This is a genomic window from Anaerocolumna sp. (assembly GCF_032079385.1).
GTDB lineage: Bacteria > Bacillota > Clostridia > Lachnospirales > Lachnospiraceae > Anaerocolumna.
The window spans coordinates 19,736-32,306 of record NZ_DAMAUC010000026.1; the positions used below are offsets into that span (position 1 = coordinate 19,736).

The following is a 12,571-nucleotide window of genomic DNA, read 5'->3' on the forward strand; positions in this document are numbered from 1 at the left end:
ATGCTATATTGAAGAAAATGATATAGCATAGAAGAAGTATTGATGCATCAGGAACTGTAATCTCAACATACTGGCAATAGAGATAAGTACGAAATAATGATGGTGTTGAATTTAGATATTATGTAGGATTCTCAATCTTTTGAATCCAAATAAATTCTGTGTAATAACGAGGTTAATATTATTATGGAAGATAAGGGATTTGTTAGTGTAAAAAAACACTATGACTTGATAATTGATGAAAATAATGATCCAGTATATGATCCGAAACCGCTTAAAGAATGGATGGATAAATCCGATGTCCCGTACTTTATAGACTGCCTCGATCTTACACCCCAAAAAGATGTATTGGAAATTGGTGTTGGTACTGGCAGATTGGCTATACAGGTAGCGGGAGAATGCAAATCCTTCTGTGGAATTGATATATCTGAAAGGACCGTTATCCAGGGCAATAGACAAAAATCAACCAGAAATTACAGATTACGGTTCAAGAAAGATACGGATGTTTCCAGACCGTAAGGAAGGCATACTGCAGTTTATTGAGAATGCCAGCCTCCATATTAAGCATGTAGAAGAGATTGAAAATGCATACATTATCGTTAGCAACCGATTAACCGACAACAAAGTTGAATAGAAATTGAAAGGTAATTAGAAAATGTTTATATATTTATTTGTATGTGCATTATTAATTCCAATGACCATGTTGTTATTAGGAAACAGATATATAAAAAAGCCGCCAAAAGATAGAAATGGATTCTCCGGATATAGAACCACAATGTCAAGGTTGAATAAAGACACTTGGAATTATGCCCATAACTACGTGGGGAAAATATGGATTGTCCTTGGAGTTGCAATGTTGATTGTTACAAGTATACTAATGTTTATTATTAAAGATCGAAGTAATTTTGAATTACTGGTATCCTTTTTAACATTTTTCCAAATTGCAGTTATGATACTCACTATAATACCTACAGAAATTAAATTAAAAAGAGTCTTTGATAAAAACGGCCATAAACGATGACTTTCATTTTAATTAAATTATTAAATAGCTTTTAATCCAATAAATAAATGGCTATAATACCCTAAAAGGAGGTATGTTCTTATGAAATTAAGTGCTAGAAACCAACTATCTGGTAAAATCGTGGAAATTCAAGAAGGTGCTGTTAACGGTGTAGTTGTAATTGATATTGGTGGTGGAAATAAAATCAGTGCAACCATATCCATGCTTTCCATTAAGGATCTAAATCTCAAAGTAGGTTCTGATGCGATAGCCGTTATAAAGGCAACTTCTGTAATGGTAGGTATTCCAGATTAATACGAAAAACAGGAGATAAGCACATCTTTTTGTCTTACCTCCTGTTTTCATTTGTACTTGTGGTAATATATATAATAAACAACGGAGGAAAGAAGTTATTATGGATATAGCAGTCCTATCTGATGTTCATGGTAATTATGTTGCATTGGAACGTTGCCTTGAATATGCTTTTTCACGTAACATTAATAGATTTTTCTTTTTAGGAGATTACATTGGCGAATTAGCATACCCTGAAAGAACAATGAAGATATTATATGATTTAAGTCATGACTATGAATGTTGTTTTATTAAGGGAAATAAAGAAGATTATTGGTTAAAATATCGTGTAAATGGAGAAAAGGGTTGGATAGACAAGAATTCAGCCAGTGGAGCATTGCTATATGCGTATAATTGTCTCACTAACAGAGATATAAATTTTTTTACACAATTGCAGCCGGTTCAGGAGATAGCCATAGATAATATGCCGGCAATCATTATTTGTCATGGCTCTCCTTATAAAGTTGATGAAAAGTTGTTACCGGATGATGTGAGAACTATTGATATCATAAACAATGTGAATACATCGACTATACTATGCGGCCATACCCATATACAGCGAAAGATTGTTCATAACGAAAAATGCATCCTAAATCCTGGTTCCGTTGGTATGCCTCTTTTTAGCCAAGGTAAAACACAATTCTTTATATTACATAGTGATGATGGGAAATGGTCTGAAGAGTTTATTAGTTTGGAATATGATGTTGATAGAGTAATTAATGACATGTACGAAGTAAAACTGGATGTCCATGCGCCTTACTGGAGTCTGATTACTGAGCATATCCTGCGTAAAGGCCTTGTGTCTCACGGGAAAATTCTATCGAGGGCAATGGAATTATGCAAAATAGAAACTGGCCTATGTATATGGCCTGATATTCCCGAAAAATGCTGGGCACAGGCAGTGGATGAAATCATAGGCATACAAATTTAGAGCATGTATTGTTTCTAAACATATTACATAAAGAAAGGCAACATCCCGATTAATAGTAATTTTGGATGCTGCCTTTTATGTTTATTTTATTGCCATCCTCTTGCAATATTTTAATTTAACTATTTCAAACCAAAGTACTGAAAGGATGGAAAAAACCATTACTAAGCATATACTTGCGGGGCCTAGAGGATAAAATCCTAAGGTTTTATGAAGAGGACTGTATATACATAGAATAAGTCCGACCAAGGTGATACTATTAACTGCCCATATTCCCCTGTCATGGCTTATCTTTTTAAAAGCCTGAATTATGTTTTCCTTTTCAGAACTATTTTCTATTACAAGTAGAATATTGGAGAGTACCAGGACTGAAAAACCTGCTGTTCTCGCAACTTCAGCTGGATAAGACATATTAAGCATACTAAAGTAAATACTAAACGAAAATATAAATATAGCCAATCCCTGAATAATACTCTTTATAAGTCTGGCTTTTGAAAATAAAGGTTCCATTACCTGCCTTGGAGGTTTCTTCATAATATTATCTTCTGCTGGAATACGTTCCAAAGCAATGCTGCAGGTTGGATCCATTATTAACTCTAACAATACAATATGAAGGGGTAAAAGCATAAGGGATTTTGGCCCGATACCTAATATTGGGGCTACTAAGGATATAAGTGCTATTGGTATGTGTATCGTAAATACATATTCGATTGCTTTTACAATATTCTGGTATATCCGCCTTCCATCACGAACTGTACTTATCACCGTTGATATATTATCGTCTAAAAGGATTAAATCTGCAGCCTCTCTGCAGACTTCACTGCCATGTTTACCCATTGCGATACCAATGTCTGCGGTTTTTTGAGCAGGAGAATCATTTACTCCATCACCGGTCATGGCAACTACTTCACCATTTTCCTGAAGTGCTTTCACAATTTTCATTTTATGGAGGGGTAAAACTCTGGCATAAATATTATATTCTTTTACTATATTCTTTAATTCTAAATCTGAAAGTTTGGATATCATTTCCCCAGTAATTACTTGATTACTGTTATGAATTCCCACTTCACCTGCAATAAAGGATGCTGTTTCCGGATGATCACCGGTAATCATAATAATACGTATTCCAGCATCATAGCTTTCTTTAATAATATCTATCATCTCGTATCTAATTGGATCGGATAAGCCAACAATTCCTCTAAAGTGTAATTTACATTCTGATAGGTTATCAGGAATAGCAGCATCTTCCGATAAAACCCTGTCTGCCAATGCAATTACTCTTAAACCTTTCTTCAAAAATTTCTTCATCTGTTTTTTTACTTCCATATCCTGATCCACCGTACGATAGCATAGGGATAAGATAGTCTCAGGACATCCTTTTGCTGCTATAGTATAATATCCATTTTCCCTCCAAATCTGGCCCATAGCCTTAAGTTCGTTAGTAAAAGGATATTCTTTGATAAGTACAGAATTATCCGTATTGCAAATTGTAACTTTCTCCGGTTCACAACTACATTGACTATATAAAGCTCCTCCATATTCAATCAATGCTTTTTCCACAGGATCAAAAGTGCCTGCTTTGCAGGCTAATGCTATAGTTCTGCAGAACTTTTCAACTTGCAGCTTATTTGTAAAATAGTCTGAAACTTGCATTTTATTATGTGTTATGGTACCTGTTTTGTCCATACACAATACAGATATCGAACCAAGGGTTTCCACGGAAGGAAGATGTCTGATTAAAGCATTTTTCTTTGCCAATCGATAGGCTCCCATTGATAAAAAAACAGATAAAATAACAGGAAATTCTCCGGGAATCATAGATAACGCCAAAACTATGCCGGCCATCATACTATGAATAATTCGTTCCATTAATTCTTGTTCTGATAGATTTAAAAATGTAAAAAATCCAACTAAAAGAAAGAGTACTGCCGCCAAAATAGAGCATTCTTTTGCAAGTTTTTTCATCTGTATTTGCAGCCCGGTATTTGTCGATTGCGTTTCTAAAATACTTTCAGCTATTTTCCCATATTCTGTATGTTTACCTGTTTTCTCTACACAAACAATACCGGTTCCAACAATTACATGAGTTCCTGCATAACAACAATCTTTTTTAAAACTTTCTTCTTTGCTATCTGTCTCTATATTCGGCTGCATATTAAGATTATCTGCTAAATTCCTATTAGCAATATGCTTTTTGGTGTTCTTCCATACACCGACTGATTCACCAGTTAATATACTTTCATCAATACATAGACCATTAGCTTTAATTAAAAAACCGTCTGCAGGAATTTTTACTCCTTCCCTTATAATCATCAAATCACCTGGTACAAGTTCTCTGCCGGATATTTGTATTTCTTTTCCCTCTCGAATTACAAAAATCTTAGGTTCACTAATTTCCTTTAACTTTTTTAATACATTTCCGGTTCTGATTTCTTGAAATACATCAATTCCAATCACAAATATTACAAAAGCTATCATGAAGATACCATCTGTTGCTTCCCCAAGAAGGAAATAAATTATGGCAGCACAGGACAATAGAAGATAGATAGGTTCTGAAACAATATGTTTTAGTTGTTTTAATATTTTTTTCTTATTATTACTTCGTATTTCGTTGTATCCATAAATCTCTCTTCGTTTTTGAATTTCTTTTAAATTTAGTCCGTAATAATCAGTCATATACCTGCTACCTCCATATAGGCAGAGTTAAGGGTATGTGTCCCGATTACAAAAAATGCCTGTGGAACACATAGAGAAAACTACTGTCCCACAGGCATTTATATCCCTGTTGCTGTCTAACAGCCCGGCTGCGCGAAGAATCGCCGCCTGATCAGATTGTACTGTTGATTACCTTATTAACCCTGCAGTGCAAAGTGATTTAGTACTTCATCATATGCCGGACAAAAATTTATTGTTACATCATAAATTAAAAAGGTTAAAACTTCTTATATCCCTATTGACGCTTAAACACTATGATTAAACTGTACTTTTTACCTGTTTTATTTTTTCTGATATTCACGTAATTTTTCTAATATATCCTCGTGATCAGAAAAAAAGATATTTAATATATTCATTTTATGTACTGTTTTGGGATTTAAACTATGTTCCATCAATTCCGCCTGCTGTAATAAATCATCCTCTTCACAACCCAGAAGTTTTAGAAAATTTTCACTAATATGATGTCGTTCTAATAGGTATGCGCCTATTTCTTTACCACTTTCACTTAATACGATAATTCCATATTTCTTATATATCAACAAACCAAGTGCGCCAAGTTTTTGTACCATTCTTGAAGCAGAGGCAGCCTTTACATTTAATAATTCCGCAAGCGTATTGATTCGAATATATCCTTCCTTTAAACTGTTTCTATATATCATCTCAAGATAATCCTCCATAGCTGATGTTAGCTTTCTTTTGTTCTGCTCCAGGAGTTGATATCCTCTTACCGTATAAAATTCGTTATTTATCACTTTTTCCACATCCCAAAAAATTTCTATTAATTTATATATATGCAGTAACACATGAAGTTATTTTACATATGTTAGTGTAGGGTAAAAATATTACACCCCACTAAAACTAACACCTTAATAAGATTGAGCAATTCAGGAGGCTAACAATGAATGATAATAACATACCACTAAATTACTTACCGCTAGGGAAAAAAGCGAAGGTTAAGGTACTTATATCTGATGGTATTATACGAAGAAGAATGCTTGATTTGGGATTAACAAATGGAACTGAAGTTGAAGCATTACAAAGAAGTCCTTCCGGAGATCCTGTTGCTTACGATATCCGGGGAGCGGTAATTGCTTTACGTTCAGAAGAGGCTTCAAAAATCATAGTAGAGGCTATATCATAAAAAAATTTTATAAAGGGACTGTTCAATGCTTTTATAATAACACAGTCTAAATTTGCAACAGTCCTTTGTGAATCTTAAAGAGGAGAGTAATTAATCTACAAATAGAAGAGGAGAACAGACAATTTTCTGTAATTTTATAAAATTTAAAAGGAGAGAGTAAAATATGGGTCTGACAAGTCAATCTACCGGAATAGGTGTATTGGACAGCGAATTAAGAATTGAACGCAGCCGTGTGGATGATAAAGTCATAGCACTTGCTGGAAATCCCAATGTAGGAAAAAGTACTGTATTCAACAACCTGACGGGGTTAAATCAACATACTGGTAATTGGCCAGGTAAAACAGTTACCAATGCACAAGGAAAGTGCAAACATAAAGATAAGAATTTTATTATGGTAGATCTACCAGGTACTTATTCATTAATGGCCAATTCTGTGGAAGAAGAAGTCGCCCGGGATTTCATCTGCTTTGGAAACCCTGATGCAACTATAATAGTAACTGATGCAACCTGTCTGGAAAGAAACTTAAATCTGGTTCTACAAACTTTAGAAATAACCACCAATGTTGTGGTCTGTGTAAACCTTTTAGATGAGGCTAAAAAGAAAAAGATAAGCATTAATTTAGAAGAACTTTCTAATCAGCTAGGTGTTCCGGTTATTGGTACCAGTGCAAGAAACGGAAGGGGACTGGATACTCTAATGGATGCAGTCTATGAAGTTACAAATCAAGAAGCAGACGACACCCCATTAGAAATTACATATGATGATTCCATAGAAGAAGCAATCCGCATACTGGAACCTGCACTATGGGATCTATTAAAAGATAATCTTAATAGCCGTTGGATAGCATTAAAGCTTTTGGATGAGGATGAGATATTATTACAGGCACTGCAAAAATACTTAGATTACGATTTAACATCCGATGAAAATATTTTACAGAAGATAAAGGAAGCAAAAGATACACTTAATATAGCTGGTATAGACCATAATATTCTAAGGGATAAAATTGTATCTGCTATAATAAATACGGCAGAAAAGATCTCTAGGGAGTCAATTACAGTTGAAAATGAAAAATACAACCATATAGACCGTAAAATAGACCGTATTGTAACCTCCAGAATATTTGGAATTCCCATTATGATTGGACTTCTTGGTGTTGTATTCTGGCTCACTATTACCGGAGCAAATTACCCTTCCGAAATGATTGCAAAGTTTCTTTTCTGGATAGAAGACTGGCTTACCGCATTCTTCACATGGCTGGGAACCCCTTCCTGGGTACATGGTGTTCTGATTATGGGAGTCTATCGGACACTAGCCTGGGTAGTGTCCGTTATGCTGCCTCCTATGGCAATTTTCTTTCCTCTTTTTACTCTGCTGGAAGATTTGGGCTATTTACCGAGAGTTGCTTTTAACCTGGATAATTTCTTTAAAAAATCATGTGCCCATGGAAAGCAGGCACTTACTATGTGTATGGGATTTGGATGCAATGCAGCAGGCATAATAGGTTGTAGAATTATAGATTCGCCAAGAGAAAGACTTATCGCAATGATTACAAATAATTTTGTACCCTGTAATGGCCGTTTCCCTACGCTGATTGCGATTATTACCATGTTCTTTGCAGGGGTAGTTGCAAACCCTTTTCAGTCATTAGTATCAACACTATTGTTAACCGGAGTAATTGTTTATGGTGTATTTATGATGTTGATGATATCAAAGTTATTATCCAAAACAATTCTAAAAGGTCTTCCTTCCTCATTTACTTTGGAGCTTCCGCCTTATAGAAAGCCACAGATTGGAAAAGTAATTATCCGGTCTGTATTTGACAGAACCTTATTTGTTCTGGGCCGCGCTGTTTTAATAGCTGTTCCTGCCGGCTTAATCATATGGATTTTAGCAAATATTTATATAGGTAATTCAAGCATTCTTGCTTATTGTGCGGGCTTCTTAAATCCTTTTGCTAAGTTGATAGGCTTGGATGGCTATATTTTAATGGCATTTATACTGGGTTTTCCGGCAAATGAAATTGTTATACCCATCATTATAATGAGTTATATGGCAACCGGTAACCTCATGGAACTGGATAGCTTGGATCAACTTAGAGAACTACTTGTTTCCCACGGCTGGACCTGGCTAACAGCAATTTGTACAATGCTTTTTTCACTAATGCATTGGCCTTGTGGAACAACATGCTGGACAATAAAGAAGGAATCACAGAGCTGGAAATGGACAGCAGTTTCATTTCTTATACCAACAATAACCGGCATAATAACTTGTTTCCTTATTGCAAGTACAGTGAGATTGATTGGTTTAATATAACATATAAAAGAATTACTCAAAAAGAAGCTGTTGCAAAATAAGGTAGGAATACACCGGATGTAGATTATCAGACTAGTTCTGTGGTCCATATCCGGTATTAAATATTTCATTGTCCCTTGAAGGAGAGCACGCCACCAATTTTGCAACAGCCCCTTTTTTACAAACACTACTTCGTTAAAAACTATTTAACTAATTGTAAATTCAAGGTATAATGTACATATGTTTCTTTAAAATATTGCAATTGCGTACCAAATCCAAAGGCGCTAAAGCGCCAGAATTGAGGTTAGAATGCTTTATTTGAAAACTTTTACATTTCCAAGTGCCGACATGGAATTTAATTTTTTTATGAGTATCAAAAGAACTTGTTATGATTCCTTTTATCCTTTTAAGATACTATCTGCTCATGACCTCCACAGACTTGATTTTGAGCCAGTTACCATTTTATATGGTGGCAATGGTTCGGGAAAGTCTACAGCACTGAATGTTATTGCAGAAAAAACAGGCATCTGTCGTGATTCCATTTATAATAAATCTAACTTTTTTCTTGATTATGTCAGCTTGTGTGACATGGATGCAAGAGAAGATATACCCAAAAGCAGCAGAATTATCACTAGTGATGATGTGTTTGACTATATGCTGAATATCCGTAATCTGAATGAAGGAATCGACTTGAAGCGGGAAGAACTATTTGATGAATACTTAGATGCAAAATATTCTCAGTTCCAAATGAAATCACTTGACGACTACGAACAGCTGAAAAAAGTAAATAACTCCAGACGCAAAACCCAGTCACGTTTTGTTAGAGGCGAATTGCTTGATAACGTACGTGAATATTCCAATGGTGAAAGTGCATTTATTTATTTTACTGAAAAAATCGGTGAAAATGGACTTTATTTATTGGACGAGCCGGAAAACAGTCTTTCTCCAAAGCGTCAATTAGAGTTAATGAGCTTCCTTGAGGATTCGACACGATTTTTTGGTTGTCAATTTATTATATCGACCCATTCACCATTTCTGCTTTCCATGAATGGAGCCAAAATTTATAACCTTGATGGGAATCCTGTTACCACAGAGCGTTGGACAGATTTAGAAAATGTTCGTACCTATTTTGACTTTTTTAAAGCCTATGAAAATGAGTTTCTATAGTTCTAAATTAAATTGAATAAAGCGGTTTTATGTAACAACCGCTTTATTCATCCCAAAAGTCCTCAACTTCTCTCAGAATTTCTTCTGTAGGTGTAAGTGTAGCTTCAATAATAGTTTTACTTGTTTTCTTCATATAGTGCTTTATCATATAATAACCGCAAGCGTATCCGGCACAAAATGGGAGACCAACTGGAAAATATCCCTGCATATTTGCAATTTCATCTCCATAAAGATACGAAGTTAAATTTTCCATCCCCTGAATATCTAATTCATCTCTAATAAGAGGCTTAATATAGTCATTTAGTGTATCCATATCAATTTTACTGACCCAGGGGCCAAGTTTTTCTTCACCATAGATAGAGGTTGCAAAGTTTTCTGCCAGTCCTTCTGTTATCATCATTCCGCCTAAAGAAATATCATTTCGCCATTTTTCAAATTGGAACCGGACATTATGATTGCACTCATGAGCGAGAGCGGCTGGTATCCTATTGATGGTATAATCATTAGGAACAATTGCTCCAAAGATATAGCCCGGTATTCCTCCATCACCGGAATAACCATCGCTTAATATAGTATATGGACTCTGAGGATCAGCAAGAAGAATCGTATATAAATAGTCTTGGACAAGCAATTCGACTCCTGCCCTTTCAAAGCGGCTAAAAGCATCTTCGATTGATTCTTGACAACTCTCCCAAAAAGAATCACTGGAAAGTAAACGGATGCTTTCCTCCTGACTTTGATCAATTTTTCCCGGTGCCAGATACCCCAGCATATTACTTGCCATTACAACATCATATCCATTTTCCTGCTTGGCTTTTAGTGGTACATTATAGTTAGCCCATTTTTTTTCGAAAGGTTTCATCATTTCATAACGATAAATATCATCCTTCTTGCCTTTTGGTGCAGCCAATATTTTTTTGTAAATTTCGTCTGATCGTATACTATTGATATTCATATTATTAACTCCATTTCTGTAATTTTTTTATCTGTATTTTTACCACTATATACTATGACGCAGCGAGAAGGTCAAGGGCTTTTATAAAGTTTAAACTTTTATAATCAAATATTGTTAAAATAAAATATTACTCTAATGGATTCATGCTATAAAGATAATAAATACTGAAATAGAGTAGTAGATAATCTTTTTATTAATATCTTAAAAGAAATTGTGTAAATGGAAAGTTGAGGTATAATATTTATATACATAGTTATATCTTTGTATTTAATTATAATTGAAATTTTTAAAATAAGTTTTAAAAAAGCAGATTGATAAAGGATTTTATATCTAATGTCTGGCAAATTGCCATTAATTGAATTATAAAAATTAAAATATGGTTTCTTTCTTGGTGACATGGAAATAACTTTCATTAAAGCCCCCAGGAAAGGGGACTTAAGTCATTTAATTAGGGATATAGAATATAAATTAATAACTTTTACATATGAGGGGGTATAATGTGAATTTTCCAAAAAACATTAAGAAAATACTTGGAAACAGACCATCTTCATTAGATACCATTGGAATGTCAAATGCACAAGTTATTTGTTTTGATGAGATGGTTCTAAAGATTGAAAAGCAGTCGGAAGAGTCGGATATGGAGCATAAAATGATGACGTGGCTTGCTGATAAGCTTCCGGTTCCTAGAATATTATGCTTAGAAAAAGAAAATGGCATGAGCTAATTACTTATGAGTAAAATTAGAGGAGAAATGTCATGTTCAACTGAAATAATGGAAAACCCAAAGGGTTTAGTTAAAATATTAGCCCAAGGATTAAGAATGCTTTGGAATATTGAAATTTCAACCTGTCCAGCTAACAATTCTATAGATAACAAATTAAAACTTGCAGAAATTCGTGTTTCCAATAACTTATGTAATATTGAAGACGCAGAGCCTGAAACATATGGAACGAATGGATTTTCAAATCCAGAAGAATTGTTGCAGTGGTTAAAAAATAATAAGCCCATGGAGGAACTTGTTTTTTCACACGGTGATTATTGTTTGCCTAATATTTTTATTAGTAATAATAATATAAATGGGTTTATTGATTTGGGAAGAAGTGGGATAGCAGATAAGTACCAAGATATTGCTCTTTGTTATAGAAGCCTGATACGTAATTTTGACGGCACTTATGGTGAAAAAGTATATGATGGCTTTGATGCGGCAATTCTTTTTGATGAGTTGAAAATAGTTCCAGATTGGGAAAAAATAAAATATTATATCTTATTAGATGAGTTATTTTAATATTCAATATAACAAGATATTGGTAACGAAGGGCATAACATACCAATTAAAAATTATAGGAGGTACTAATAAATGATGGAAATTCAAACATGTATAAAGGAGTCTTTTTCAGTTATCGGTAAGGAAGGCTCCACAAACGATGGCAAAGATTTTATACAAAGATTATGGAACGATGCCAATTCTCATTTTCACGAAATAGCTGAATTAGCTAAAAAAGACGAGCAAGATAATCTAATCGGGATATGGGGTGCAATGTCTGATTTATCTCATTCTTTTAAACCGTGGGAAGATTATTTTACAAAGGGCCTATATCTTGCAGGAGTCGAGGTTATAGCTGGTGCTGAAGCACCTCAAGGCTGGGTAAAATGGACAATACCATCCTATGAATATCTTTATGTAAAAAATGAAAGTTCTTCCACATTTACAGATGTCATTACATATTTAAAAGCAAAAGACATTTCCCTTGCCGGCGCTGTTCACGATTTTAATTGTCCCGAAACGGGACAAGGCTATATATTTTTCCCGATACGCAGATTAATGTAGCTTAAGAATTATAAGAATGTAGCAGCATTATCTTTGCCGATTGTAATTTGAAAACAGCAGTTAAAAAGAATGGAGCAAAAAATGAATAGTGAATTTTGGGCAGCTATAGATCATTTAGTAAATGAATCTGAAATAGTGATTGACAGACCAAAAGGTACAGCTCATCCCAAATATCCTGACTTCATCTATAAAGTGG

At 34.4% G+C, this 12,571-nt stretch carries 13 protein-coding genes and 1 riboswitch; of the genes, 10 read left to right on the plus strand and 3 right to left on the minus strand.

Translation table 11 applies throughout. From position 1 onward, the window contains the following. Positions 1-183: 183 nt before the first annotated feature. The 4 genes from RT261_RS17120 (at position 184) to RT261_RS17135 (ending at position 2,279) form a co-directional block, all read left to right on the plus strand. A complete protein-coding gene (locus tag RT261_RS17120; protein ID WP_313134301.1) occupies positions 184-516 on the plus strand; it encodes a class I SAM-dependent methyltransferase in 333 nt (110 codons plus the stop codon). A 181-nt stretch (positions 517-697) separates the two neighbouring features. Continuing rightward, on the plus strand, positions 698-1,018 hold the full coding sequence (locus RT261_RS17125) for an SdpI family protein (protein WP_313134302.1): 321 nt from the start codon (positions 698-700) through the stop codon (positions 1,016-1,018). Between the two features lie 81 nt (positions 1,019-1,099). Then, entirely contained in the window at positions 1,100-1,312 is a 213-nt protein-coding gene (locus RT261_RS17130; RefSeq protein ID WP_313134303.1) for a TOBE domain-containing protein, read from the plus strand. 100 nt (positions 1,313-1,412) lie between these two features. Beyond that, positions 1,413-2,279 carry a metallophosphoesterase family protein gene (locus RT261_RS17135; protein ID WP_313134304.1) on the plus strand — a complete coding sequence of 289 codons (867 nt, stop codon included), beginning with the start codon at positions 1,413-1,415 and terminating at the stop codon, positions 2,277-2,279. Between the two features lie 81 nt (positions 2,280-2,360). Here RT261_RS17135 and RT261_RS17140 read toward each other — a convergent pair whose 3' ends face one another. Together RT261_RS17140 and RT261_RS17145 are read right to left on the minus strand one after the other, a co-directional pair. Beyond that, positions 2,361-4,952, minus strand: a complete 2,592-nt coding sequence (locus RT261_RS17140; protein WP_313134305.1) for a cation-translocating P-type ATPase — start codon at positions 4,950-4,952, stop codon at positions 2,361-2,363. Positions 4,953-5,033: 81 nt separating this feature from the next. Continuing rightward, a riboswitch (NiCo riboswitch) is annotated at positions 5,034-5,117 on the minus strand. A gap of 155 nt (positions 5,118-5,272) precedes the next feature. Continuing rightward, a complete protein-coding gene (locus RT261_RS17145) occupies positions 5,273-5,743 on the minus strand; it encodes a metal-dependent transcriptional regulator (protein WP_313134306.1) in 471 nt (156 codons plus the stop codon). 146 nt (positions 5,744-5,889) lie between these two features. Between RT261_RS17145 and RT261_RS17150 the strand changes: the two genes are divergently transcribed. The 3 genes from RT261_RS17150 to RT261_RS17160 all read left to right on the plus strand — a co-directional run bounded on the left by RT261_RS17150 (position 5,890) and on the right by RT261_RS17160 (position 9,592). Beyond that, positions 5,890-6,132, plus strand: coding sequence for a FeoA family protein (locus RT261_RS17150; RefSeq protein WP_313134307.1), 243 nt, complete (start codon positions 5,890-5,892; stop codon positions 6,130-6,132). A gap of 163 nt (positions 6,133-6,295) precedes the next feature. Beyond that, positions 6,296-8,446: a ferrous iron transport protein B gene (gene feoB, locus RT261_RS17155; RefSeq protein ID WP_313134308.1), complete on the plus strand. Its 2,151-nt coding sequence runs from the start codon at positions 6,296-6,298 to the stop codon at positions 8,444-8,446. Positions 8,447-8,791: 345 nt separating this feature from the next. Next, positions 8,792-9,592, plus strand: a complete 801-nt coding sequence (locus RT261_RS17160) for an AAA family ATPase (RefSeq protein ID WP_331665521.1) — start codon at positions 8,792-8,794, stop codon at positions 9,590-9,592. A gap of 43 nt (positions 9,593-9,635) precedes the next feature. Here RT261_RS17160 and RT261_RS17165 read toward each other — a convergent pair whose 3' ends face one another. Next, entirely contained in the window at positions 9,636-10,547 is a 912-nt protein-coding gene (locus tag RT261_RS17165; RefSeq protein ID WP_313134310.1) for a DUF2268 domain-containing protein, read from the minus strand. Between the two features lie 499 nt (positions 10,548-11,046). On the opposite strand from RT261_RS17165, the gene RT261_RS17170 reads away from it, so the two are divergent. The 3 genes from RT261_RS17170 to RT261_RS17180 all read left to right on the plus strand — a co-directional run bounded on the left by RT261_RS17170 (position 11,047) and on the right by RT261_RS17180 (position 12,375). Beyond that, positions 11,047-11,271, plus strand: coding sequence for a hypothetical protein (locus tag RT261_RS17170; RefSeq protein WP_313134311.1), 225 nt, complete (start codon positions 11,047-11,049; stop codon positions 11,269-11,271). 6 nt (positions 11,272-11,277) lie between these two features. Further along, on the plus strand, positions 11,278-11,832 hold the full coding sequence (locus RT261_RS17175; RefSeq protein ID WP_313134313.1) for an aminoglycoside 3'-phosphotransferase: 555 nt from the start codon (positions 11,278-11,280) through the stop codon (positions 11,830-11,832). A gap of 75 nt (positions 11,833-11,907) precedes the next feature. Beyond that, the gene (locus RT261_RS17180) at positions 11,908-12,375 is read left to right on the plus strand and encodes a GyrI-like domain-containing protein (protein ID WP_313134348.1); all 468 of its coding nucleotides are present in this window, start codon (positions 11,908-11,910) and stop codon (positions 12,373-12,375) included. The last annotated feature ends 196 nt before the right edge of the window (positions 12,376-12,571 follow it).